The following is a 24,336-nucleotide window of genomic DNA, read 5'->3' as shown; positions in this document are numbered from 1 at the left end:
TCCTACATAAACCGGTCGAGAAGGCTTGTTTCAGCGATCCGTGACAAGCCTTCACGGACGGTACGGGCGCGCTGCTCCCCGATGCCGTCGACGGTCATCAGGTCATCAATGTTTGCGGCCATGAGGTTCTGCAGGCCGCCGAAGTGGTCCACCAGGCGGTTCGAGACAGCCGGGGGAACGGATTTGATATTGCTGAGGAGCCGGTAGCCGCGAGGCTGCACCACGGCTTCGAGGGAATCCTGGCCGGGCTGGATCCCCATCACGGCCGCGATCTTGCTCGGGTCCACCATTTCCGACGAACTCATGTTCTGCAGCGTGGCAACCTGCTCCTCGACATTGAGCTTGCCGTCATGCACATCGGCATAGTCGCGCAGAATCATCTCGCTGCCCGGTCCAAGGCCGGTGGTCAGTTCTTCCAGCTGAAGGGAGAGCAGGCGGCCGTCCACTCCGAGCTCGAGGACGTACTGGGAGATTTCCTCGGCAATCCGGCGGACCATCTCCTGGCGTTGCAGGGTTATCGCTACGTCGCGGACCGTCACCATGGCTTCGATTTCGAGTGCGGACAGGGAATTCGTGACCTGGTCCAGCCGCGCACGGTAGCGCTCCAAGGTTGCCAAGGCCTGGTTGGCACGCGCCATCACCGGCTCGGATCCTTCCAGGACGTGGCGCAGTCCGCCCACGTAAAGCTGGATAATCCGCATGGACTGGCTGACGGAAATAACAGGGAAGCCGGTCTGGATGGCGACCCGCTCGGCCGTCCGGTGCCGGGTGCCCGATTCGTGCGTTTCGATGGTGTGGTCAGGGACCAGCTGGACGGCTGCCCGCAGGATGTTGCTGGCATCGCGGTCACAGACTATTGCGCCGTCCATTTTCGCCAGCTCGCGGAGCCGGGTCGGGGAGAAATCGATGCCGATGTCGAAGCCGCCGGAACAGATGGCGTCCACCGCACGGTCAAAGCCCAGGACGATCAGGGCGCCGGTGCGGCCCCGCAGGATGCGCTCGAGTCCATCACGGAGCTCGGTCCCGGGTGCTACGCGCGCCAACGTTGCTTTCAGCGCGTCTTCGGGACTGCGGGCCATGGTCACTTCCTTCCGGCCAGGGGCCTGGATGATCCGGGCTAGAGCTAGCCCGTCCTAATACTAGTGCGAGAAACAGGTACACTCCCGCACGCGTGAAGCACGGCACGTCCGCGCCCCGGCGCGGCATGCAGGGGGCTGCGGTTCCGCCCGCGGCACTCCTCAGCCGAAGGTCCCTGGCTGCCGGCCGGCAGTGTCAGAAGAGCAGCTCCAGGGCCTCGGCAAGGGTGGAGACTTCGCGGACCTTGAAGCCGGGCGGGACATTTCCCGGCCCGTTGGGAGACGCCGGAACCACCGCGTGGGTAAAGCCCAGGCGCTCAGCCTCAGTGATTCTTCGTCCGATGCCGGGCACCGGACGAACCTCCCCCGCCAGTCCAACCTCGCCGAAGGCAATGAGCTGGGCCGGCAGCGGTTTGTTCATTTTCGCGGAGGCCACCGCCAGCGCCACCGCCAGGTCCGTGGCAGGCTCGCTCAGTTTCACGCCGCCCACCGTGGAGACATAGCTGTCATCCTTGGCCAGGCTCATGGAGGCGCGCTGCTGCAGGACTGCCAGCAGCATGGCCACCCGGGAAGCGTCCACTCCGCTGGTGGCACGCCTGGCCTGGGCATTACCTGTTTCCGCCACCAGGGACTGCACCTCGGCCACCAGCGGACGCTTGCCTTCGAGGGTGACGGTGATGCACGTACCTGAGACGGGGTCCTTGGTGCGCGAGACGAAAAGTCCGCTCGGATCGGCAAGGCCTTCGATGCCGTCTTCGGTCAGGTCGAAACAGCCCACCTCGTCCGTCGGTCCGTAGCGGTTCTTGACCGCACGCAGCAGGCGCAGCCTCGAGTGCCTGTCACCGTCGAACTGGCACACCACATCCACCAGGTGTTCCAGCAGCCGGGGGCCGGCAATGGAACCGTCCTTGGTGACGTGGCCAACCAGCAGGGTGGTCATGTTCCGGGTCTTGGCGGCGTTGATCAGGGAGGCGGCCACCTCGCGGACCTGGCTGACGCCGCCGGCGCTGCCGTCCACCGCGGTGCTGCTCAGGGTCTGGACCGAATCCACTATCAGCAGCCCGGGGGAGACCTGCTCCACCTGTCCCAGCGCCTGGCCCAGATCCGTTTCCGCGCTGAGGTAGAGGTTCTCCGAGACAGCACCGATGCGCTCGGCGCGCAGCTTCACCTGGGCCGTGGATTCCTCCCCGGTGACGTAGAGAACGTCGCGCCCTGCCCCCGCCACGCGCGCGGCCACGTCCAGGAGCAGGGTGGACTTGCCGACGCCGGGCTCACCGGCCAGCAGGATCACCGCGCCCGGCACCAGTCCGCCGCCCAGGACACGGTCCAGTTCACCTACTCCGGTGGCCTGGTAGGCGGCGGTGGTGGCATCAACCTCGCCGATCCGCAGCGCGGGGCGGGCCACCACCGTGGCGGCAGTGGTGCGGGCCAGGACTTCACCGGATTCCTCCACCGTGCCCCACGCCTGGCACTCGCCGCAGCGTCCCACCCATTTGGCCGTGGTCCAGCCGCATTCCGAGCAGCGGTAGTTGGCGGTCTTGGGCCGTGCAGTCTTTGTTGCCATGGAATCAGGCTATCCCGGGGCACTGACACTGCGTCTGCGGCCGGGCTCAGATCTCCGACAGGTAGGTCACTGCTTCTTCATGGGTGAGGCCGGTCGATTCGAGCAGGTCCACCACCAGGGGGCGGAAGAGCATGATCAGCGCGTCACCCTGCAGGTTCGTGATGCCCAGCGACGTGGGATGCAGGCGGGACCCGACCGCCGCCAGCTCGTTGCGCGCCTGGCGCAGGTGCCGCAGCCGGGTGTCCGGCCCTTCACCGCCGCCGAGTGCGCGGGCAAGGATGTCCACGGCGTCGGCCGTCTCGGTGAGGACTTCCGACACACTCTCGATGGCCTCGTCGCCCAGCGAGGCATGGTTGATGACCGACGTCGTGCGGCGGGCCAGGACCCGGCTGTTGCGCACCGCAAGATCCAGGTAGCCGATGGAACCGCGCAGATCCCCCAGTTCCGCAAGGTACCGGCGGTACGCGGGGGAGATCCGGGCCACCTCCCGTGCGTCCCGGACGCTGCGGGCCAGGGTGTCCAGCTGGGGCTGCGTGTTGCGCGCCCGGACCAGGGCATGCCAGGCGATGGTGGAATCACTTTTGGCGATGGCATCGGAACACTGGCGCAGCACGGCGGAAAGTTCGTACAGGAGCTCGCGGACATTGGACTTCGGCTCCCGGCGCGGATCCCGCGGCGCCAGCATGGTCACCACCAGGGCAAAGACGCCGCCGACAATGGCATCCAGGCTGCGGGTGAAGGCACCCCCGTCCGGGGCGGGAAGAAGGACCACCAGCAGGGACTGCAGCCCCAGCTGGGTCGTAAAAATGACACCGCGGTCCAAAAAGCGGGCCAGCATCACCGAGATAAAAAGGACGACGGCGGCCTGGGCAAGACCGTTACCCAGCAGGGTGAGCAGGATTTCGCCAATGGTGATGCCCAGCGTGCAGCCGATTCCCACTTCCAGCACCCGGCGGGTCCGTGGTTCCCGGGAGAACCCCAGGGAAATCAGGGCGGCCGTCGCGGCGAACAGCGGGCCCTCGTGCCCGAGCACGTACTCGGCAAAGGCGTACGCTCCGACGGCGCAGATGGTCATTTGCAGTGCCGGCACCACGGAATTGCGGCTGCGCTGCAGCCCTACGCGGGCCCGGTTCTGCAGGAAACCCCGGCTTTTGGCGAAGGAGCTGCGTTGGGGCATGGAACCAGTCTAGGGGGAGCCGAGGGCAACATGTATCCGGCATTACATTCGGTGGCAACGGATGTTCTTCGCCTGCCCGGCGGGCGTTAACTTTCCGTTCACCTTGCTTCGCCACCCTTGGAGAGGAACGTGTTGGAGGTTCCGCGTGCTCGACTGCTTTTCCGCAATCAGCTTCCCGGCGCACCCGCGCCGAATGAACCCTTCGAAAGGGACACGATAGTGAAGGTTTTGAACCGCGCTGTATCCGTACTTTCAGTTTCACTTGCTGCCGCCCTCGGCCTGGCCGCCTGCGGCACGGACAGCGCTGCACCCTCCGCGGCCCCGGCTGCGGGGAGTTCGGAAAGCTCCGTCACGGGCACGCTTTCCGGTGCCGGCGCCTCCTCCCAGGATGCGGCCATGCAGGCCTGGATCGCGGGCTTCGGTACCGCCAATCCGGAAGCATCGGTGCAGTATTCACCGGACGGTTCGGGCGCAGGCCGGGAAGCGCTGCTGGCCGGCGGCGTCCAGTTCGCCGGGTCCGACGCCTACCTTGATGAAGAGGAAACCGCTGCGGCCGCGGAGGTCTGCGGACCCGACGGCGCCATCCACGTTCCCGTCTACATCTCACCGATCGCCGTGGCCTTCAATCTGCCCGGCATAACGGACCTGAACCTCGATGCAGAGACCATCGCAGCGATTTTCCGCGGCGAGGTCAGCACGTGGAATGACCCGGCCATCGCCGCGCAGAACGAAGCAGCGGAGTTGCCGGACACCGCCATCACGGCGGTACACCGGGGAGACGAATCGGGCACCACCAAGAACTTCACCGAATACCTGGCCGAAGCAGCACCCGAAAAGTGGACGGATAAGGCATCAGGTGAATGGCCGGCCGAGCTGCCGAACGGGGAGAGTGCCTCCGGTACCGGCGGCGTTATTTCCACGGTGACCTCCACCGTGGGCGGCATCACCTATGCCGACGCGTCGGCAGTCGGCTCCCTGGGCAAGGTCAGCGTGAAGGTGGGCGATGCCTACGTACCGTTCAGCGCCGACGCCGCCGCACTCGCCGTCGAATCCTCCACGCCGGCGGGCGGGGAAGGCCGTCCCGAAGGGGACATGGCCATGGACCTGGACCGCGACACGGCGGAATCCGGTGCCTATCCCGTGGTGCTGGTGAGCTACCACGTCTTCTGCACCAGCTACGAGGACCAGCAGACAGTGGACCTGGTCCGCGCGTTCGGCAACTACGTGGTCAGCGAAGAAGGCCAGGCGGCCGCGTCGGACGCCGCGGGCAGCGCGCCGCTCTCGGATGCCCTGCGCTCCAAGGCGGAAACAGCGCTGGAATCGATCAAGGTGCGTTCGTAACGTGCCCATCCTGCCCTCTCCCGCCTTCGAAGCGGGGGAGGGCAGGGGCCGCTCCAAGGCGGAGTACCTACACTGATAAAGAGTCTGCACCAACGCATTTCGAAGGGTTGAGCAGTGTCCAGCAAGTCCATAACGGGAGAAAGCGGCACCGGCCGCGCCGGAGACAAGATCTTCTCCGGCGTTGCGGTGACTGCCGGGTGCCTGATTCTCTTCGTCCTGTTCTGTGTGGCGGTTTTCCTCATGTGGCAGGCGCTGCCGACGTTTCTGGCAGACCCTGCGGACATCTCCGGCGGCGGGTTCGGGCAGTACATCCTGCCCCTGGTCATTGGAACGGTGATTGCCGCCGTCATCGCGCTGGTGATCGCCACACCGGTGGGCATCGGCGTCGCCCTGTTTATCTCGCACTATGCCCCGCGCCGGCTGGCGCAGGGGCTGGGATACCTGGTGGACCTGCTGGCGGCTATTCCGTCGGTGGTCTACGGTGCCTGGGGTATGACGGTGCTGGCCCCGGCACTGGTGGGCCCTTACAACTGGCTGGCCGACCACGCCGGCTGGATCCCGATTTTTGCCGGCCCTGCCAGCCAGACCGGCAAGACCATGCTGACCGCGGGCATTGTGCTCTCCGTGATGGTGCTGCCGATCATCACCTCCCTCACCCGGGAGATCTTCCTGCAGACACCCAAACTGCACGAGGAAGCAGCACTGGCCATGGGCGCCACCCGCTGGGAAATGATCCGGATGGCGGTTTTCCCGTTCGCCCGGCCCGGCGTCGTCAGCGCCGTCATGCTGGGGCTCGGCCGCGCACTGGGCGAAACCATGGCGGTCGCGCTGGTGCTTTCCTCGGGCGGCCTGATCGCCAGCCTGATCCGGCCGGGCAACCAGACCATCGCCGCCGAGATCGCCCTGAACTTCCCTGAAGCGTTCGGACTCCGGCTTTCGGAACTGATTGCCGCAGGACTCGTGCTGTTCCTGATCACGCTGGCGGTCAACGTGATTGCCCGCTGGATCATCAGCCGCCACAAAGAATTCTCGGGAGCCAACTGATGCTCGATACCACCTCCGCCCTTACCCGTCCCGGATCCCTGCTGACCAAGAACAGGCTGCCCCGCTATACGCCGTGGATCATCCTGGCTGCGGCGCTGGTCCTGGGTGCGGCGCTGTCCGCCCTTATCGGTTTCTCCGTGGCGGCCTTCGCCATCTTCACCGCCGTGCTCTTCGTCATCGGCGGCACGGTGGCCACCTGGATTGTCGAGGGCCGGCGGCACGCCGTGGACCGTCTGGCCACGAACCTGGTCTGCGGGGCGTTCCTGCTGGCACTGCTTCCCCTGGTATCGGTGATCTTTACCGTCCTGGTCCGCGGCCTGCCCGGCCTCAGCCCGGATTTCCTGCTGACCTCCATGGGCGGCATGACCGGTGCCGTGGACAACGCCACGGCGGAGAACGGGACGGCGGTGCTCGGCGGCGCCTACCACGGCATTGTCGGCACCTTGCTGATCACCTTCTGGGCCACTGTCATCTCGGTGCCGGTGGGCCTGCTGGCCGCCGTGTACCTGGTGGAATACAGCCGCGGCGGAACGCTTTCGCGGGCCATCACGTTCTTCGTTGACGTGATGACCGGCATTCCGTCGATCGTGGCCGGCCTGTTTGCCGCCGCGTTCTTCGGCCTGGTTTTCGGGCCCGGCACCCGCACCGGCTTCGTTGCCGCCGTGGCCCTGTCCGTGCTGATGATCCCGGTGGTGGTCCGCTCCACCGAGGAGATGCTCAAAATTGTGCCCAACGAGCTCCGGGAGGCCTCCTACGCCCTGGGCGTGCGTAAATGGCGGACCATCCTGAAGGTGGTTGTCCCCACGGCAATTTCCGGTATTGCCTCCGGCGTGACCCTGGCCATCGCCCGCGTGATCGGTGAAACCGCACCGCTGCTGGTCACCGCGGGCTTCGTGAACACCATCAACTTCAACGTCTTTTCGGGCTGGATGAGTACGCTGCCAACCTTCATCTACCGGCAGCTGATGAGTCCCACCTCTCCGACCAACACTGACCCCAGTACCCAGCGGGCCTGGGCGGCAGCCCTGATCCTGATCATCATGGTGATGCTGCTGAACCTCGGCGCCCGCCTGATTGCCCGGATTTTCGCCCCCCGGACCTCCCGCTAACCTCAGCTTCGATTGAAGGAATCCATGTCCAAGCGCATCGACGTCAAAGACCTGAACGTCTATTACGGAAACTTCCTTGCCGTCCAGGATGTCAACATCAATATCGAACCCCGCTCCGTGACCGCCTTCATCGGCCCCTCCGGCTGCGGCAAGTCCACCTTCCTGCGGACCCTGAACCGGATGCACGAGGTCCTTCCCGGCGCCCGCGTGGAAGGGGAAGTGCTGCTGGACGGCGAGAACCTCTACGGTCCCGGAGTTGATCCGGTGACCGTCCGCAGCCATGTGGGCATGGTCTTCCAGCGGCCCAACCCGTTTCCCACCATGTCCATCCGGGACAACGTGCTGGCGGGCGTGAAACTGAACAACAAGCGGATTTCGAAGTCCGACGCCGATGCCCTCGTGGAAAAATCCCTCACCGGAGCCAACCTCTGGAAGGAGGTCCGGGACCGCCTGGACAAGCCCGGCTCCGGGCTTTCCGGCGGCCAGCAGCAGCGCCTGTGCATAGCCCGTGCCATTGCGGTCTCCCCGGAGGTGATCCTGATGGACGAACCCTGCTCCGCCCTCGACCCGATCTCCACGCTGGCCATTGAGGACCTCATCGAGGAACTCAAGAGCGAATACACGGTGGTGATCGTGACGCACAATATGCAGCAGGCCGCCCGGGTTTCGGATAAGACCGCTTTCTTCAACATCGCCGGCACCGGCAAACCCGGCCGCCTCATCGAATACGCGGATACCCCGGTGATTTTCAGCAATCCGGCCGAACAGGCCACGGAAGACTACGTATCCGGCCGTTTCGGGTAGGCGCTACAGGAGCGGGCTGAGGGCCAGCAGGAAAATCCCGCCGAGCACTGCGGTCACGGGTGCCGTGACCAGCCAGGTGACGAGGATTTCCCGCAGCGGGATCAGGCGCACGGTGGAAAAGCGCTGGTTGGTGCCGGCACCCACGATGGCCGATGTCATGGTCTGGGTGCTGGAGAGCGGGATGTGCAGCCACAGTGCTCCCAGGAAAAGCATGGCGGAACTGACCGCCTGGGCGCTCATGCCGCGCAGCGGGTCCATCCGCACCAGCCGGTAACCCAGCGTATGGGTGATCCGCCAGCCGCCGAAGAGGGTGCCGCCGGCCAGGGCCAGTGCCGCGAAAAGCTGTACCCAGAGGGGAATGCCGGTGTCACCGGTCTGCCCCGCCGCCAGCAGTGCGAGCACCACCACGGCCATGGTCCGCTGCCCGTCCTGGATGCCGTGCCCCAGGGAGAAGGCGGAAGTGAACACGGACTGCGCTATCCGGTTTCCCGCGTCGCCGCGCCGGGGCGAGCTGTAACGCATCAGCCAGGTGGCCGGGAAAACCAGCAGGTACGCCAGTGCAAAGGCTATGACCGGCGAGAGCAGCAGCGGCAGTGCTATCTGCTCCCAGATCAGCCGGTAGGACTCAGCGATATTCCGGCCGCCCACCAGGGTTGAGGCCGCACCGGAGCCCACCAGCCCGCCTACGAGGGCGTGGGTGGAAGAAGACGGCATCCGCCGCCACCAGGTCCACACGCCCCAGCCGCAGGCTGCCAGCAGCCCGGCCATCAGGATGCCCAGGCCCTCGGGACCCGCCGGGAGATCCACAAACCGCACGGTCAGGACAACGGCCAGGGCAGTGCTGACCAGGGCTCCGAGAAGGTTGAAGAAAGAAGCCAGGACGATGGCCACGCTGGGCGTCAGCGCCCTGGTGCGGACAGAGGTGGCCACCGAGTTGGAGGCGTCATGGAAGCCGTTGAGGAAGGCGTAGCCCCCGGCAAGCAGGACAACACCCGCCAGAAGGACGGTGGCCACCCTAGGATTCCCGAACGAGGATGCCGCCCACAAAAGTGGCTGCACGGCGGAGCTCGGCGGAGGTTCCGGACAACTGGTCGGCCAGGTCCCGGTGCCTGGCATAGGCCAGCGGTTTGTACTCGCGCATCAGCTCCGCCACCCAGATCCGCCGGGACCGCTCGGCCCGCCTGGCCAGCCGGAGCATCTCGATCCAGTACTCTTCCAGATCCTCCAGCGAGGCGAGCCGGCGCACGGCGGAGGCGGTGAGTTCGGCCTGCCGGCCGATGACTTCCAGCTGCTCCGAAGCACGCCGGGACACGCCGCTGAGTTTATAGAGGGAGATGGTTTCCGCGGAGGCGTCTAGGCACTCCATGGCGGACATCAGGACCAGAGACAGCTCATACAGGTCCTCGCGGGGCAGCGGGTTGATGAAGCTGGTCCGCATCTGCGTCATCAGGGCGAAGTGCAGATCGATGGTCTCGGCATCAATCTGGTGCAGCTGCTCGGTGAGCCGGTCGAATTCCTCCGGATCGGCACCGAGAATCTCGGCCAGCACCGCCGTGCCGCGCAAAAGCTGCGACGCCATGCGCGAAAGCAGCTCGAGGCCGGCGTTTTCCTGGGGAAACAGCTGGAGTTTCATGCGGACGGCAGCACGTGGGCTGGGGGAGCGGCATCAATTCTCACAGCGCCAAGCGTATCCGATGGGTACTCTGGCGGGACGATCAGGTCCGCGATTCACTCCCGCTGCAGATCAGTCGGGGGAAAGAGTAACGGTGCCGGACCGGGAGCGCCTCTCGGCGGAAGGCCGCTCGAAGCGGCTCAGAGTTGAAGCCCGGGGGTTCCGCAGTCCGACACCAATTTCAGTTTTCTACTCTCGGCCGTTGATGTCAACACGGTCCGGCGGGCAGTGGCGGGACTGTGGCCCGCGCCACGGCGGGTGCCGCCACTGCCGTCCGGCCTTTAGTCGAGTTCTCCGCGCCGCCAGGCTGCTGCCGAATGCTCCAGATCCTCGGCCGTACGGACCAGCTGGCGTGCATTGCGGGTCAGGAGAGTGGCGCGCTCGCCGTTGGAGGCCTCGGAGGAATCGGCGTGGTTGGCCTGGCCGAGCGCCACTACCCGGCAGAACGCGGCGAAACGCTCCAGTGCGACGTCGAAATCCCCCTCAAAGGCACCGGAGAGGATGGTGTCGGCCATGATCCGGACCTCGTCGGCGCCCAGGGGTTCGGCTACCCCGGCCACCACCTTGGAGACCTGGGCGACGTCCTTGCCCGCCGAATAGAAGGAAGCGATCCGTTCCGGATTCTGCTGGATGGACGCGCGGAGCGCATAGAGACGCCAGAGCGCCCCGGGCAGGGACCGGGCGGGGCTTTCGGCCCACATCTCGGCCACGGCTTCCAGCCCCTGCTGGTCCGCCAGTTCCACCAGGCGGCGGGTGACCTCCGGATCGGTACTGGCGCGGCCGTGGTGGACGAGTGCCTGGGCAGCCAGGTGGGCCGCCTCCGAAACGCGTGCCGGATCGGCACCGCCGGGGAAGTTGGCGAAGTCCACTGGTGCTAGAGGCTTTGGCTTGTGATGACGCGGCGCTGAATTGGACTCACTCATATTCGAAGAATACTCCGGGATCTGCATCGAATCGAGGTGGTCTCCGCGGCGCCGTGAAGCGCCCGGGGACCTGGTTTTCCACGATCTGTGTGGTGTGCGATAAAGTGGGACAGTCGGTCCGCATGCTGTTGAAAGCCGCGGGTCGGTGGAGCGCCTATAGCTCAGTTGGTAGAGCAACGTCCTTTTAAGTCGTGGGTCGCAGGTTCGAGCCCTGCTGGGCGCACCATACTGAAACGGCTTGCCTTCATTGAAGGCAAGCCGTTTCTTTTGTCCCAGCGTGTTTGCTGTGGGGATTCCGTGTCCTGCTCCGGTTATCCGGCGGCGTCTTCCGCGGCCCTGCGCGCAGGTTCCGGCACCGGACGACGGCGGCTGGTATCGAACTTCATCAGCTTGTGGGTGCCGTCGCAGTAGGGCTTGATGGCCGAGCCGCCGCAGCGGCACAAGGCCACGGTTTCCCGGTCCCGGGGCACGGGAACCCCGTCCGGCGTGACAATCTCAAAGTCTCCGCGGATCAGCAGGGGACCGTTGGGGCAGGCCACAACGGAGGCGGGAGGGGTGCCTTCCCGCTTCTGCCAGGGAGCGGCGTCGTCGGTCCCTGTTGCTGCGGCAGCCGGTACGGAGCCGTCGTCGGCAGGAGACCCGGTTTCAGGGGCGCTCACGCCGTTGCCCCGGCGGCAGCGGCGGATACTGCCGGTTCAGCCGGCGCGCCATGCGCCAGGGGTGCCAGGAGCGCGGATTCGCCGGCCTTCCAGGCCCGAAGCTGGTCTTCGCCCAGCAGCGCATCAAGGGCCAGGACCGTGGCGGCACCGAAAATGATGTCTGCCAGCAGCTCAGGCTCAGCCGCGGCCAGGCCGCCGGCCAGATCCCGTGCGGCAATTTGTTCGTGCACGGCATCTGCTTCCACGTGTTCATCGAAGTAGTAGGTGACGTCGTCGCTGAATCCGTGCCGGCGGAAGCCGCGGGCGTAGAACGAGTTGGGAATGGAGGACGTCATCTCGAACGCCGCCAGGTGCCCGGCAATGGCACCGCGCAGCCGGCGGTTCAGCCCGAAGAGCGACATCGCGTTGGAGGAGGCCAGGGTCAGGGCCGGCACCAGGTCAATGTAATACCCGTAGCCGGAATCGAGGCCAAGGCCTTCCATGGTGGTGCCGAACAGCTTTGAGTGCATCCGTTCGACCCGCCCGCCGCCGTATTCATCCGCCTGGATTTCGATCAATGCTGCCTTTGCGCGGCCCACCGGCAGGCGCGGAATGGCCCAGCTGTGCGGATCCGCTTCCTTCAGTTGGTAGACCGAGCGCAGGATCAGGAATTCGCGCAGCTGTTCCACGCTGGCCTTGCCGGCAATGAAACGGGAGACGCTGGGGCCGTCGTCGTCGGCGGCCAGATCGAAGAGCGTCTTGGCGACGGCTTCGCTTTCCGGTGACGGCAGCTCGGGGACGGGCACGGTACGGCGCAGCACACCCTCGAAGGCAGCCTCCAGCCGTGCCCGCACCCGGATCAGTTCGGGATCCCACTCGGCGGCGTCCTCCACCCCGTCCAGCCCGCTGTAGTGCAGTTCATACAGGCAGAACAGGGTCAGCTGGAGGTCTTCGTCCCGCAGCAGATCCGGGGTGGCGGCCAGAGCCTCGTCCACCAGCAGGTTCAGGGTCTCGTAGGAGTGCTCGCGGCCGGGGCCGCGGGTCAGCAGAAGGTCGATCAGGGTGGCGCTGACATGCCCTCTCGGGGCGGGAATCTTCATTGCTTTCCTTACAGGGCGCTTTTTCGGCGGGCAGATGGAATAAATCCAGAGGTCAGCATACTTGCTATGGCCCTGCCCGGCCGTGCGGAGCGGACGGCGACGGCATTGACCTTTGCGGCGCGGTTCGGTGCAATGGAGTCAGCGATGCAGCAGGCGGGCAAGTCATCGGGGGAGGAACAGGCATGGTTTTTTCAGTGGTTCTTCCGCTGTTGCTGTTGGTGACGGTGCTGGCTGCCGCTGCTGCCGGGATAGACCGGGCCCTGCGGACCCGGGACGGTGAAGGCCTGTTCTGGGCCGGTTTGACCGGGTTCCTGGCTGTTCTCCTGACCGCTGCCTGGGCCGTGAGCGCCACGCCCGCCGGATCGGCGGCTGTCGGTCTGGTGGTGGTGGCAGGCGCCCTGGCGGCGTCGTTCTGGACCGTGGGACGCGACCGCCGCCGACGCCGGAACCGTGAGCGCCGGCAACTGGAGGCCGCTGTCACTGCCGCAGCAACCCGTCACCGTGATGTCATGGCCCGCTGGAGCGCTTATGAGCTGGACCCCTGGCTGGCGGCGGAGCACCCGCAGCTGCTCGACGTGGGCGCGCCGGAAACACGGAATTTCATCCGGGCCTTAAAGGCCGCTGAACAACTGAGGCCGGAAGCAGCCACCGCAGCGGAGGCGGCGGCCTATGCGGATGCAGTCGCGGCGTTGGAGGATTCGCTCCGCAGTGCGGAAGAAGCAGCCGGCGGCGGCCGCGCTGCATAAGCGCCGCGTACCGCTGGACCGCCGGGGAAATGCGTGGCAGTCTCTGCCCATGACTAGCAAAGACATCCGCATCTCACGCAACGAGGGACTGGGCAGGTACGAGCTGCGGCTGGACGGCGCACTTGTGGGGATTGCCGAATACGAGGAGGACTCGGATTCCGTGGCGCTGACCCATACCGAGATGGAATCGGATTACCGGCATCAGGGCTACTCTTCCCGCCTGGCAAAATACGCAGTGGAGGACATTGTCAGCGGCGGAGGGCGGATCAAGCCGTACTGCTCCTACATGGCTGCGTACCTGAAAAAACACCCGGAATACAGCCATCACGTGTCATGGCCGCAGGACTGACGGCGGGCCCGCAGCGTCCTCACGGGCAGGGCGGCCGGGAAACGCGCCTTAATTGAAGCTGGCTTCCCGCTCTGCATATGGGGGGAACGCAGAAGGGGAAGCCAGTTCCATCAGTATAATTCCATGTGTCCGGCTAAATCCAATCGAGGGGGGGGCCAAAAGTTGGCGGTTTCTGCCAGGTCTTTCCAGAATTGGCGCACTGCGGCGGCTCCCGGGGAATCCAATGCCGATCTTTGCCGCCGGACGGGCATCAAGCGCTCCACGCTGGGCCAGCAGATTGTCCGTGGCAAAGTCTCCGAGGATACCGTGGTCCGGGTTGCACGCGCCTACGGGAAGAACCCGGTGGAGGCCCTTTCCGATTTCGAGGAGTACTCCGATCTGCTGGGCGGACCGTGGCGGCCAAGCGCTGCGGAACTGCTGAGCCAGGTTTCCTATATCTGCATCCTGCAGATGATTCTCCACCGGTCCCAGCCGACGGACAGGCAGGACTACCCGGACCTGGTGCGTTTCCCCCACGCCAATGCCATCCGCTCCTGGTTTGAAGCCGTAGACCCGGGTGACCTGCGCCAGCGGCTCAGCGCGGCGACGGGTGTGGCGCCGCAGAATATCTCGGCCCAGCTCCTCGCCGGACGCCTCGCACCCGAGCTGGCGGTGGAGGCAGCGCGGCTGGCCGGTGTGTCACTGACCGGAGGCCTCGTCGCCACCGGCCTGATAACTTCCGACGAGGCGGGGTGGCCCCAGGACGGTCAGCTGGCGGCTCTGCGGGCGCTGTCGGATTCCGAGCTCGTATTCCTGGCCAGGGACCGCCTCGACGGGGTGGGGAAGCAGATACGAAAGTTCGAACATGATCAGGAAAACGAACTATTGCTCTTGGAGAACCTGGGATGAATGCTGCTTTGGCTTTTCAAGTCGTCGCGCTGTCGGTGGCGGGCATCTCAGCCGCGGTCCGGCTGCCGCTGGCAATTAAGGGACGCAACCCGCTGATTTTCTGGGCCTTGGTCCTGCTTACCACGGCGATCGCCCTGGGGATATCTTCGGTGTATCTCGCGGTGGACAGCGTTTTGGGCGGAATGAACCTTGCCAATCTGGTGATCCGGTTCGCCCTGTACGGTTTCGTGCTTATTATCGGGATCAAATCCGCGGCGGCATTCCGCGCTGCCGGGGCGGCCGCGCTTATCCGCGGGCCCATCGGTATCTGCGTCCTGGCATCGGTAGCGGTGCTAACGGTTGTCTTCTTCTGTTTAGCGGACATGCCGGTTTCTTCTCCGGGACTGCGCGATTACGGCGAGCAACTGCCGGTTGGTCTTTACGGGATTCTCGCCCGGGCCTATCCGGCATACATCGCCGCCTGTCTCATCGCCCCCGCCTTTGCCAGTGCAGCACACCGACGCCGGCCCCTGTTGATCCGCCTGGGTTCGGGGCTGCTGGGTATCGGCCTCGTCGGCTCGGTGCTCTACGCCATTCAGGACCTGACGCCGCTGGATGTGGATCCCTGGGATCACTTTGTTCCCTATTCGGCGCTCACGGCCGTGACGGTGGGGCTGGTCCTGCTGGGTGCCCAGCGGACGACGTCGAAAAGAAAAACAAAGAACGCGCCGCTGACGCACACATTCGCCAGATGACGATTCGGTAAATTTGTTCACATTTTCATGCGCGTGTGCCAGAATAATGAATATGTAGCATCCGCTGCCTGTGGGGGGTCAGCGTGATGCTACAACGAAGCCAACGGCATTGCCGTTGGCTTCGTCATTTCCATTTGTCATTCCAGCCCGTAGCCGGGGCATTCAGCGGACGGATGAATGCCCGGCTCCGCTGGCCGTGGCTAGGTGGCGTCAAGGTCCGTTTCGAGGATCTTCGCCAGTTCTTCCAACGCAGTGTCGGCACCCTCGTCGTCCGAACGCAGAACCACTACATCTCCGTGTGACGCGCCGAGACTCATGAGGGAAAGCATGCTGGAGGCATCCATCGCTTCCTCTGCCGGTTCCCCTTCCTTCGCTATGGTCACCTCAACCGGCTGGGCCGCCGCCGCTTCAGCGAAGATCGATGCCGGCCGGGCATGGAGTCCAACCCGACTGGCCACTGTGGCTTTGCGTTCTGCCATTTTCGTTTCCTTCCATGGGTAGCTCTGCTGGATTCGTCCCGGCCGCCTTCGGTCACAGGCCGAGTTGTTCAAGGATGGGAAGGCGGCTGCGGACAATGGTCCGTGCTTCAGCGGCAGTGTGCGCCGCCAGTGCCCTTGAGGCCAGCTCCTTCGCCTGTTCCAGGGTCACGGATTCCAGGACGGCGCCGACGCCGGAGAGCGCCCGGGGAGTCATGGACAGCGTATTGACGCCCATCCCGGCGAGAACGACGGCGAGTGCGGGGTCCGCAGCGGCCTCACCGCAGACCCCCACCGTCCGGGCGCCGGAGGCCGGCTCCAGAGCCGTGGCGCGTGCAGCGCCGGCAACGGTGGCGGAAATCAGCTGCAGCACCGCCGGTTGCCACGGGTCGTTCAGGGACGCCAGCGAACCCAGCTGCCGGTCCGAAGCCATGGTGTACTGCGTGAGGTCATTTGTCCCCAGGCTGGCGAACCGCACCCGGGACAGGACGGCTTCGGACATGATCGCCGCGGCCGGCACCTCCACCATTACTCCGGGCATGCCAAGCCCGGCCCCGGCGCACATGACGGCAAAATCAGCCGCTTCCTCGGCCGTGGAAATCATGGGTGCCATCACCCAGACGTCGGCGGTGTGGGCGCCGGCCGCCGCGGCGATGGCCTCCAGCTGGCGGGCGAGGACACCGGGGGAGGTACGGTCCGTCCGGAACCCGCGGACGCCCAGTGCCGGATTGGGCTCCGTGGCATCCGTCAGGAACGGCAACGGCTTGTCCGCGCCGGCGTCGAGGGTCCGGATCACCACTTTCCGGCCCGGAAATGCTTCGAAGACGGCACCGTAGGCGGCTACCTGTTCCTCAATGGTGGGTTCCGTGTCCCGGCCGAGGAAACAGAACTCCGTGCGGAGCAGGCCGATTCCCTCCGCCCCGGCTTCCGCCGCGGCCCGGGCATCCTTTCCGGAGCCAACATTGGCCAGCAGCGGGACATGGTGTCCGTCGGAGGTTGCCCCGGATCCGTTGAACGCCGGGAGGGAGGAGCGGGCGGCATACTTGTTCGCCGCGTCGCGTTCCCCGCTGCCGGGTTCCACCACCACGGTGCCGGAAGCGCCGTCCAGATAGATTTCGGCCCCGTCGGGCACCTCGTCCGCACCGGGCGCCCCCACCACCGCGGGCAGGCCCAGGGAACGGGCGAGGATGGCGGTGTGGGACTGCGGGCCGCCCTCGCTGGTGACCAGCCCGATCACCATGGCCGGGTCCAGTGTTGCGGTGTCTGCGGGTGCCAGCTCCACGGCGGTGAGGATGAAAGGAACATCGGACGCCGGAATTCCCGGTGCCGGCAGTCCGTTGAGCTCTGCCACAATCCGGGCACGGACATCAAGTACGTCCTGGGTCCGTTCCGCCATGTAACCGCCCAGGCTTTGGAGCATGGCCGCAACCTCCATGCCCGCCTCCCAGATGGCGCGGTCCGTGGACATGCCTGCGTTGATGTGTTTGCCCGCCGCTTTGAGCAACATCGGATCGGATGCCATCATGGCCGTCGCATCCAGCACCGCTTTCGCGTCTCCCGAAGCAGTTTCCGCCCGGTGCTTCAAATCCTCCCGCACTGCCTCAGCGGCATCCTTGAGCCGGGCCTTCTCCCCGTCCACGGTGCTGCCCGGGGCCGGTTTCGCCTCGGGGTCGGGCTCGGGCACGGGGGGAGGCATCCGGCGCGAGGGGCCTAGTACCCGGCCGGCACTGACTCCGATTCCCTGGATGGTCCGCATCATCTAAGCCTTCCTCTTCGTCAACGTGGGCTCACGCAATAGCTGGTTCCTCCACTTTTTTCCGCGGCTTCACATAGCGTTTCAGGGCCACGTAGACGAAGCCGGTAACTGCTGCCCCCGCCAGGATGGCCACAATGAACATCAGGAGGTTTCCGATGGCGAAGAAGACGAAGATTCCTCCGTGCGGTGCCTGCGAGGTTACCCCGGTTCCCAGGCAGATGGCACCGGCAACGGCGCCGCCCAGCATGGTGGAGGGAATCACCCGGAAGAAGTCGGCGGCGGCAAACGGGATGGCGCCCTCCGAGATGAAGGCGGCACCCAGCAGCCACGCCGCCTTTCCGTTCTCGCGCAGGGCCATGCTGAACTGGTTCTTTGCCAGCACCGTGGACGCAAAGGCCATGCCAAGCGGCGGGACCATACCGGCGGCCATGACGGCTGCCATGATCTCCCACGGCACCTGGTTTTCGAAGGTGCCTTCGCCGAGGCCCGCGACGGCAAACGCGTACGCCACCTTGTTGATGGGGCCGCCCAGATCCGCGCCCATCATCAGGCCGAGGATGACTCCCAATCCGATGGCTGCCACTCCGGTGAGGCCGGTGAGCCAGTTGTTCAGTGCCAGGGTCAGGGCGGCAATGGGCCCGCCCGCCACCAGTATCATCAGCCCGGAGGCGATGATGGAGGCCAGGAGGGGGATGATGACCACCGGCATCAGCCCGCGCATCCACGACGGTACGTTCCAGGAACCGATCCACCGGGCAGCGTAACCGGCCAGCAGGCCGCCAATGATGCCGCCGATGAAGCCGGCGTCCATGAACACCGCCACGGAACCCGCGGTAAAGCCCGGTGCGATGCCCGGGCGGTCCGCCAGGGCATACGCAATGTACCCGGCGAGGGCCGGCACCAGGAAAGCCAGGGAAAGGTTGCCGATCTTCCAGAACACGGCACCCAGATAAGCGACGAATCCCTCGGGCGGCGGATTCAGGACCGATGTTCCGTCCAGCATCCGGTCGCCGTTAGCCACGTCGTCAACCGACAGCGAGAGCTCATAACCGCCCAGCAGGAACCCGAGGGCAATCAGCAGGCCTCCGCCGGCCACAAATGGAATCATGTAGCTGACACCGGTCAGCAGCGCGCGTTTGAGCTGTCCGCCGAAGCCTTCCCCGCCGGAGGCGGAGCCGCCACCTTCATTCTCTCCACCGCCTGAGCCGCCGGACACGCGGCGGGCGTTGGGGTCCTTGGCCGCCCGGAGGGCCTCGTCGATCATGACGCCAGGCTCGTCGATCCCGCGTTTCACCGGCCCGCTGATCAGGGGTTTCCCCGCGAAGCGGCCCTTGTCCCGGACATCGACGTCGACGGCGAAAATCACCGCCTCCGCATTTTGGATCACCGAGGGGTCCAGCGGGGTGGATTTGGCTGATCCCTGCGTTTCCACCTGCAGGTCAACACCGCGTTCGGCTGCAGCTGCGGCCAGGGAATCCGCCGCCATGTAGGTGTGCGCAATGCCGGTGGGGCAGGCGGTGACGGCAACAATGTGGCGGGACCTGGATGTGTCTGTCTCGGTGGCCCCGGTGCCTCCCGCGGAGGCGGGAGCATTGGCTCCGTGTCCGCCGTCGTCCGTACCCTCCGGCCCGCGGCCGCCTTCGAAACCGGCCGCGGATCCGGCGGCGGTAGCACCAGCCGCAGTAGCACCAGCCGCTGTGGCGCCGGTGGCCGGCCCTGCTGCCCCGGAGCTTCCCGTCCCCGCACCTGCCGGTGCCGGGCCGAGCCCGAGGGCGCCATCAACGAGTTCCACGATCTGCTCGGGGGTATCCGCTGAGCGCAGGGACGCGGTGAAGTCCTTGCGGATGAGGGACCGGGCCAGCTTGGCAAGCAGCTGGAGATGCTCCTGGTCCGCACCCTCCGGAGCGGCAATGAAGAAGACAATATCCGCCGGCCCGTCCTTGGCGCCCCAGTCCACGCCCGGCCGGATCCGGGCCATGGCCAGCGTGGGCCGGGTGACGGCCGCGGACCGGCAGTGCGGAATCGCAATGCCGCCCGGCACTCCGGTGGCGGTCTTCGACTCGCGCGCCATGGCGTCTGCGTAGAGGTCCTCGTAGCTGGTTGCCCGGCCGGCGCCCACCACTCTCCGGGCCAAATGGCCGATAACCGCGCTTTTGTCCGTACCGAGATCCTTGTCCAGCGTGACAAGATCCGGCGTGATGAGGTCCGACATCAGCTTTCCTCCTTCGATGACAGGGACGGCGCAGGGGCGGCACTTCCGGCCGCCGCAGTGCCGGGCGTGGTGCTGTCTGTGCCGCCTGGTCCGCCAAGCGGAGTGATGGTTACCGCTCCGGGATCGGTTGCCGCCACGGCGGGAACAGTGGTCCCCGGCAGGGAGGCCGCAGCGGCCCCGTGGGCCACTGCCTGACGCAGGCAATCCGGCGGCGCTCCCCCGGCAACCTCGGCCAGGAGATATCCGGCCAGGGCTGAATCCCCGGCGCCCACCGTCGACCGGGCCTGCACCGGCGGGCGGGTGGCCAACCAGCTTCCCCGGGCGCTGACCAGGAGTGCTCCCTTGGCGCCCAGTGTGGCCAGGACCGCCCCTACGCCACGCTCAATCAGCATCCCCGCAGCGCGTGCCGCCAGGAGCGGATCCGCTTCGAGTGCCTCTTCGGAGGAGAACCCCGCGGCCTCGGAGAGTTCCTCGGCGTTGGGCTTGAGCAGGTCCGGCGCCGCTCCGTGCAGCAGGGCCCCCATCAGGGGCGGGCCGGAGGAATCGATGGCTATGCGCGGAGCTTGATCCCCGAGCCGATCCCTCACGGCATGCGCCACGGAAGCATAAAAGTCCGGCGGCACCTCGGGAGGCAGGGATCCGGCCAGCACCAGCCAGGACACGGAGCCTGCACCGGCCGCGGTGCAGGCTCCCACCAACAGAGTGATCAGGGCTTCCTGCTCCACCGGCTTCAGCGCCGGACCGGGCGCATTGACCTTGGTGGTGGTGCCGTCCGGCTCGGTGAGCGTGATGTTGCTGCGCAGCGGTGCCTCAATGGGAAGGTTCAGATACTGGACTCCGGCAAGCCGCAGTCCGGCCATGACCGGATCCGAGTCAGCGCCTGGAAGGACGGCCATCGACCGGACGCCGGAGACAGTGAGTGCCCGGGATACGTTCACGCCCTTGCCGCCGGGTTCTTCCCCGGCGGCCACGGCCCGTTGCACGGCACCGCGCTCGAGCCTGCCGGGAAGCGAAACGGTGCGGTCAAGGCTGGGATTAGCAGTGAGAGTGAGAATCATAAAAGGGATCCGTCCAGGCCGGGCCCGTCGGGACCGGCCGGTCTTGGGGTTGGAACAGCTTGACGGTGCGGTTCCCGGTCCTCTTGGTGGCTTCTGCTCGGATACATGCACACCCGCGTTCTGTGGCGGAAGCCACTGTTTATGCGCTGATGCGACTTTACTTTTGGTGCCGTGCCCGTGGCAATGGGCGCCGGGCGGCCCGGCCCCGGGAGCCAGCAAACGGCAGGCACCGCTACGCTGAACCGATGGAAAACGTGACGTGGTCCGAGCCCGCAGACCGGCGGCGGGGACGTGAACTGGTGGTCCTGCTGCACGGTTACGGCTCCGGGGAACGGGCAATGGAGCGGCTCTTCGCCGCACTGCCGGCCACCGCCGTGGGGGCTGCAATGCGGGGACCCCTGGATGTGGGCGGGTCCAGCGGGTGGTTCCTGCTGGACCCGTTGCTGAACTCCAACACCGGCGAGGTGCTGGAATCCGCCCTGCTGCTGCTGTCCCGGCTGGACCGGATGCGGGCCGAATACGGTTTCACCGGGGTCTCGCTGGCAGGGTTCTCCCAGGGAATGGCCATGGCCGCCACTGTCCTGCGGCTGCGGCCCCAGGACTTCCGGGCTGTTGTGGGACTCTCCGGTTGGATTCCGCGCAATGATCTCCTGGCCGCCGCGGAACCGCTGCCGGTCAGGGTGCCGTTCTTCTGGGGCCGGGACCGCAGGGACCTGGTCATCAACGCCGACGCGGTGGCCCACACGCAGGAATGGCTGGAGGAAAACACCGCACTCACCGCGCGGACGTACTCTGATATGGGGCATGCGATCGGTGCCCGGGAAATCTCCGATGTGGAGGTGTTCCTCCGCCGGTACCTTGCCACCGACACGCCGTAGCGCGGGGAGTCCCAACGCGCGCCCGCGCTAACTAACACACCCGGCGCCGGATGAAAACTGTCGGGGAAACTACTGCCTAAGCATGCTTATCAAGTAGTCTGGAAGAAAGCGCGGCCCACAAAGCTGCGTTTCACTGTCACTCACACAGCAAGGAGAATCAAATGGGTTTCATTGCGTTCCTTATTCTTGGTCTCATCGCAGGTGCAATTGCCAAGATGATCCTTCCGGGTCGTCAGGGCGGCGGCTGGATCGCCACTCTCGTTCTTGGTGTTATCGGCGCCTTCCTGGGCGGCTGGCTCGGCGGTCTTCTGTTCGATGTTCCCCTCGAGAACTTCTGGTCCATCCAGACCTGGCTCGTGGCCATCGTTGGCTCGATCATCGTTCTGGTGATCTACGGCTTCGTAACCCGCAAGAGCAGCAACCGCGCCTAGTGCGCATGGGCGCCGCTGATGCGGCGTCGTGATTTGGAGGGCGGGGCCCGACGGAATTTTCCGCCGGACCCCGCCCTTTGCTTTAACAAGCCCCCGTAGAGTTGAAGCGGGCATCGGATTTCCCCAAGGAGAGTTCCTGTGAAGCGACGTAAGTTCAATCCCGCAGCAAAACTGGCTGGACGGGCCACCTTCGGCCCGGACGGCCAGCCCAAGCCGCAGGTGGTGAAAGCTATTGAGCGCGCCGTGGAAGTCCAGCGGCCGCTGGTCCTGGCCAATATCCGCAGGATGCAGCGCAAAAACCCGTCCGCCAACGCGGCCGAACTGATTCGGGTCCTGGACCGGCACTATCTCAATGCAGTAACGGGAGGCGGAGCGGCCATCGGCGCCACTGCCGTGGTTCCGGGCGTCGGCACTGTCGCGTCCCTGGGCCTGTCGGCGGCAGCTACGGTCGGCTTCCTTGAGGCCACGGCCCTCTACGCACAGTCGGTGGCGGAGCTGCACGGAGTGCGGCTGGCTGATCCGGAGAAGTCCCGGACCATGGTCATGGCCGTCATGCTGGGCGAGGAGGGTACCTCGATGATGCAGCAGCTCGCCGGGCGCGGCGCCGCGAAATCCTGGGGCAGCAGTCTGGGCAACCTGCCCTCGGGACTGATGGGCTCCATACGCAGGCAGTTCCTGAAGCGTTTTGTGGCCCGCCAGGGTACCGCCATGCTGGGACGTGCCCTGCCGCTGGGCGTGGGCGCCGTCGTCGGCGGGATCGGGAACCATGCCATGGGCAAGGGGGTCATCAAGGCAACGCGGGCGGCCTTCGGTGAACCTCCGACGTCGATCCCCGGAGAGCTGGCCGGAGAGCTGGACCAGATCGGGAAATCCGCCTAGGACCCGGGGACTCAAACGGAAAAGGCCCGCCGGCAGTGAAGCCGGCGGGCCTTTGCCTGTGTCGGGCTCCTACCCGAAGACCAGCGTGGCGACGCTGAAGATCGCCAGCCCGGCCAGCGAGCCGACCACGGTGCCGTTGATCCGGATGAACTGCAGGTCCTTTCCGACCTGCAGTTCAATCTTCTCGGACGTCTCCTGCGCGTCCCAGCGCTCCACGGTCTCCGTGATGACCCCGGCAATATCCCTGCTGTACGTGCGGACCAGGTACCCCGCGGCATCCGCCACATAGCCGTTCACCTTGGCCGCCAGGTCCGGCTCGTTGATCAGGCGGTTCCCGAAGTCCTGCAGTGCGGACTTGAAGTTGCGGGTGAGTTCGCTGTCCGGATCATCGGCGGCCGTCATCAGTGCGTTCTTGATAGTGGTCCAGGTGGAGGTCATGAGTTCGCGCACGCGCGGGTCATCCAGAACCTGCTCCTTCACTGCGTCGGCCTTGGCCATGGTCTTGGGATCCTCCTGGAGGTCCCGGGCCACCCCGGTGAGGTAGTTGTCCAACGCCACCCGCAGCTGGTGGTTGGGGTTCTCCTGCACATCGATCAGGAACCGCTCCGCCTGGACCTGCACGCGGTCGCCCACCAGGTCATCCAGGAAAGCGGGAACCCACGACGGCGAACGCTCGGTGACCAGGCGGGCGATCACTTCCGGGTTGGCCAGCACCCAGTCCGTCAAGCTGTCCACAATCAGGTTCACCAGCTGGTGGTGATGGCCTTCCTCGAAGATCCGCTGGGCCATTCTTCCGGCCGGCGGCCCCCACTGCGGATCCACCACATGCCGGCGGAACATGGATTCCAGGACATCCCGGACGGCGTCGTCATCCAGCACCCGCAGCGCTCCGCGGATTGCCGCCGCGCCTTCGGTGGCCACGCGGTCGGCGCCCTCGGGGCGGGACAGCCACGCGCCTGCCTTGGCGGCGATCTGCATGGAGTCGAGCTTGGTCCGGATAATCTCCTCCGCCAGGAAGTTCTCCTCCACGAACTGGCCCAGGGACGCACCGATCTGGTCTTTTTTCTCCGGGATGATAGCCGTGTGCGGAATCTTGATGCCCATCGGATGCTTGAACAGGGCAGTGACGGCAAACCAGTCCGCCAGGGCTCCGACCATGCCGCCCTCTGCGGCGGCGCGGACGTACTCCAGCCAGGGATATCTGTCCTGCAGGGCGAAGGCGAAGAGGAAAATGACCGCCAGCAGGATCAGCAGGCCGGTGGCCAGCATCTTCATCCGGCGCAGCGCATAGGCGCGCTGTTCGTCAGTAGGCGGGACAACACCGCTCACGCGTGCACCTCCTTCGCGGACATGGACATCTTCGAGGTTGACGCGTGTTTCAATACCGCTCCCTAATCCGGTGCCGGTCCCGCTGCCTGGACTTCCGCGCGGAACCACCCCAATCTAATCAGTGATTGCCGCGGCCGCGCTACGACCCCCGC

Annotated in this window: 24 protein-coding genes and 1 tRNA gene; 12 read left to right on the top strand and 13 right to left on the bottom strand. The window is 65.9% G+C overall.

Annotated features, from left to right (window positions below; translation table 11 throughout):
• Window positions 1-2: 2 nt before the first annotated feature.
• From disA to GD627_RS00510, 3 genes are all read right to left on the bottom strand, one after another.
• Window positions 3-1,079: a DNA integrity scanning diadenylate cyclase DisA gene (gene disA, locus GD627_RS00520; protein WP_152270930.1), complete on the bottom strand. Its 1,077-nt coding sequence runs from the start codon at window positions 1,077-1,079 to the stop codon at window positions 3-5.
• 193 nt (window positions 1,080-1,272) lie between these two features.
• Window positions 1,273-2,640, bottom strand: a complete 1,368-nt coding sequence (gene radA, locus GD627_RS00515; protein ID WP_146359500.1) for a DNA repair protein RadA — start codon at window positions 2,638-2,640, stop codon at window positions 1,273-1,275.
• Window positions 2,641-2,686: 46 nt separating this feature from the next.
• Window positions 2,687-3,817 (bottom strand): FUSC family protein, encoded by a 1,131-nt coding sequence (locus GD627_RS00510; RefSeq protein ID WP_246165219.1) that lies wholly within the window; start codon window positions 3,815-3,817, stop codon window positions 2,687-2,689.
• Between the two features lie 219 nt (window positions 3,818-4,036).
• On the opposite strand from GD627_RS00510, the gene pstS reads away from it, so the two are divergent.
• The 4 genes from pstS to pstB all read left to right on the top strand — a co-directional run bounded on the left by pstS (window position 4,037) and on the right by pstB (window position 8,115).
• Window positions 4,037-5,158, top strand: coding sequence for a phosphate ABC transporter substrate-binding protein PstS (pstS, locus tag GD627_RS00505; RefSeq protein WP_152270929.1), 1,122 nt, complete (start codon window positions 4,037-4,039; stop codon window positions 5,156-5,158).
• A gap of 114 nt (window positions 5,159-5,272) precedes the next feature.
• The gene (gene pstC, locus GD627_RS00500; RefSeq protein ID WP_152270928.1) at window positions 5,273-6,202 is read left to right on the top strand and encodes a phosphate ABC transporter permease subunit PstC; all 930 of its coding nucleotides are present in this window, start codon (window positions 5,273-5,275) and stop codon (window positions 6,200-6,202) included.
• Window positions 6,202-7,311 carry a phosphate ABC transporter permease PstA gene (gene pstA, locus GD627_RS00495; protein WP_146359491.1) on the top strand — a complete coding sequence of 370 codons (1,110 nt, stop codon included), beginning with the start codon at window positions 6,202-6,204 and terminating at the stop codon, window positions 7,309-7,311. Before pstC ends, pstA begins: the two co-directional genes overlap by 1 nt.
• 24 nt (window positions 7,312-7,335) lie before the next feature.
• A complete protein-coding gene (gene pstB / locus GD627_RS00490) occupies window positions 7,336-8,115 on the top strand; it encodes a phosphate ABC transporter ATP-binding protein PstB (RefSeq protein WP_152270927.1) in 780 nt (259 codons plus the stop codon).
• 3 nt (window positions 8,116-8,118) lie between these two features.
• Here the strand turns inward: pstB and GD627_RS00485 are convergent, their stop codons facing one another.
• From GD627_RS00485 to GD627_RS00475, 3 genes are all read right to left on the bottom strand, one after another.
• Window positions 8,119-9,129, bottom strand: coding sequence for an inorganic phosphate transporter (locus GD627_RS00485; RefSeq protein ID WP_246165217.1), 1,011 nt, complete (start codon window positions 9,127-9,129; stop codon window positions 8,119-8,121).
• Between the two features lies 1 nt (window position 9,130).
• Window positions 9,131-9,748, bottom strand: a complete 618-nt coding sequence (locus GD627_RS00480; protein ID WP_152270925.1) for a DUF47 domain-containing protein — start codon at window positions 9,746-9,748, stop codon at window positions 9,131-9,133.
• Between the two features lie 320 nt (window positions 9,749-10,068).
• Window positions 10,069-10,710 (bottom strand): hypothetical protein, encoded by a 642-nt coding sequence (locus tag GD627_RS00475; RefSeq protein ID WP_152270924.1) that lies wholly within the window; start codon window positions 10,708-10,710, stop codon window positions 10,069-10,071.
• 150 nt (window positions 10,711-10,860) lie between these two features.
• Between GD627_RS00475 and GD627_RS00470 the strand changes: the two genes are divergently transcribed.
• Window positions 10,861-10,936: transfer RNA gene (locus GD627_RS00470), tRNA-Lys, on the top strand.
• 85 nt (window positions 10,937-11,021) lie between these two features.
• Here GD627_RS00470 and GD627_RS00465 read toward each other — a convergent pair.
• Together GD627_RS00465 and GD627_RS00460 are read right to left on the bottom strand one after the other, a co-directional pair.
• Entirely contained in the window at window positions 11,022-11,369 is a 348-nt protein-coding gene (locus tag GD627_RS00465) for a CDGSH iron-sulfur domain-containing protein (RefSeq protein WP_152270923.1), read from the bottom strand.
• Window positions 11,366-12,448: an iron-containing redox enzyme family protein gene (locus tag GD627_RS00460; RefSeq protein WP_152270922.1), complete on the bottom strand. Its 1,083-nt coding sequence runs from the start codon at window positions 12,446-12,448 to the stop codon at window positions 11,366-11,368. Before GD627_RS00460 ends, GD627_RS00465 begins: the two co-directional genes overlap by 4 nt.
• A gap of 182 nt (window positions 12,449-12,630) precedes the next feature.
• Between GD627_RS00460 and GD627_RS00455 the strand changes: the two genes are divergently transcribed.
• The 4 genes from GD627_RS00455 to GD627_RS00440 all read left to right on the top strand — a co-directional run bounded on the left by GD627_RS00455 (window position 12,631) and on the right by GD627_RS00440 (window position 15,165).
• Window positions 12,631-13,194 carry a hypothetical protein gene (locus tag GD627_RS00455; RefSeq protein ID WP_152270921.1) on the top strand — a complete coding sequence of 188 codons (564 nt, stop codon included), beginning with the start codon at window positions 12,631-12,633 and terminating at the stop codon, window positions 13,192-13,194.
• Between the two features lie 49 nt (window positions 13,195-13,243).
• A complete protein-coding gene (locus tag GD627_RS00450) occupies window positions 13,244-13,543 on the top strand; it encodes a GNAT family N-acetyltransferase (protein WP_194265913.1) in 300 nt (99 codons plus the stop codon).
• Between the two features lie 162 nt (window positions 13,544-13,705).
• The gene (locus tag GD627_RS00445; protein WP_152270919.1) at window positions 13,706-14,431 is read left to right on the top strand and encodes a helix-turn-helix domain-containing protein; all 726 of its coding nucleotides are present in this window, start codon (window positions 13,706-13,708) and stop codon (window positions 14,429-14,431) included.
• Window positions 14,428-15,165, top strand: coding sequence for a hypothetical protein (locus GD627_RS00440; protein ID WP_152270918.1), 738 nt, complete (start codon window positions 14,428-14,430; stop codon window positions 15,163-15,165). Before GD627_RS00445 ends, GD627_RS00440 begins: the two co-directional genes overlap by 4 nt.
• Before the next feature lie 200 nt (window positions 15,166-15,365).
• Here GD627_RS00440 and GD627_RS00435 read toward each other — a convergent pair whose 3' ends face one another.
• From GD627_RS00435 to GD627_RS00420, 4 genes are read right to left on the bottom strand one after another with little or no spacing between them, the layout of a single operon-like run.
• Window positions 15,366-15,644 carry an HPr family phosphocarrier protein gene (locus GD627_RS00435; RefSeq protein WP_152270917.1) on the bottom strand — a complete coding sequence of 93 codons (279 nt, stop codon included), beginning with the start codon at window positions 15,642-15,644 and terminating at the stop codon, window positions 15,366-15,368.
• Between the two features lie 52 nt (window positions 15,645-15,696).
• On the bottom strand, window positions 15,697-17,397 hold the full coding sequence (gene ptsP, locus GD627_RS00430; RefSeq protein WP_152271692.1) for a phosphoenolpyruvate--protein phosphotransferase: 1,701 nt from the start codon (window positions 17,395-17,397) through the stop codon (window positions 15,697-15,699).
• 31 nt (window positions 17,398-17,428) lie between these two features.
• On the bottom strand, window positions 17,429-19,609 hold the full coding sequence (locus GD627_RS00425) for a PTS fructose transporter subunit IIABC (protein ID WP_152270916.1): 2,181 nt from the start codon (window positions 19,607-19,609) through the stop codon (window positions 17,429-17,431).
• On the bottom strand, window positions 19,609-20,667 hold the full coding sequence (locus tag GD627_RS00420) for a 1-phosphofructokinase family hexose kinase (RefSeq protein ID WP_152270915.1): 1,059 nt from the start codon (window positions 20,665-20,667) through the stop codon (window positions 19,609-19,611). The genes GD627_RS00425 and GD627_RS00420 overlap by 1 nt, the downstream gene beginning before the upstream one ends.
• Before the next feature lie 245 nt (window positions 20,668-20,912).
• Between GD627_RS00420 and GD627_RS00415 the strand changes: the two genes are divergently transcribed.
• The 3 genes from GD627_RS00415 to GD627_RS00405 all read left to right on the top strand — a co-directional run bounded on the left by GD627_RS00415 (window position 20,913) and on the right by GD627_RS00405 (window position 22,855).
• On the top strand, window positions 20,913-21,545 hold the full coding sequence (locus GD627_RS00415) for an alpha/beta hydrolase (protein WP_152270914.1): 633 nt from the start codon (window positions 20,913-20,915) through the stop codon (window positions 21,543-21,545).
• Window positions 21,546-21,706: 161 nt separating this feature from the next.
• Window positions 21,707-21,976, top strand: coding sequence for a GlsB/YeaQ/YmgE family stress response membrane protein (locus GD627_RS00410; protein ID WP_152270913.1), 270 nt, complete (start codon window positions 21,707-21,709; stop codon window positions 21,974-21,976).
• Window positions 21,977-22,114: 138 nt separating this feature from the next.
• Window positions 22,115-22,855, top strand: coding sequence for a hypothetical protein (locus tag GD627_RS00405; RefSeq protein ID WP_152270912.1), 741 nt, complete (start codon window positions 22,115-22,117; stop codon window positions 22,853-22,855).
• Between the two features lie 69 nt (window positions 22,856-22,924).
• Here the strand turns inward: GD627_RS00405 and GD627_RS00400 are convergent, their stop codons facing one another.
• Complete coding sequence (locus GD627_RS00400; RefSeq protein ID WP_425481865.1) at window positions 22,925-24,184, bottom strand: DUF445 domain-containing protein; 1,260 nt, start codon at window positions 24,182-24,184, stop codon at window positions 22,925-22,927.
• Window positions 24,185-24,336: the final 152 nt, after the last annotated feature.

It is taken from the genome of Arthrobacter yangruifuii, from assembly GCF_009192775.1.
Classification (GTDB): domain Bacteria; phylum Actinomycetota; class Actinomycetes; order Actinomycetales; family Micrococcaceae; genus Arthrobacter_B; species Arthrobacter_B yangruifuii.
The sequence above is the reverse complement of the archived record's forward strand: the minus strand, read 5'-3'. Positions and strand labels throughout refer to the sequence as shown.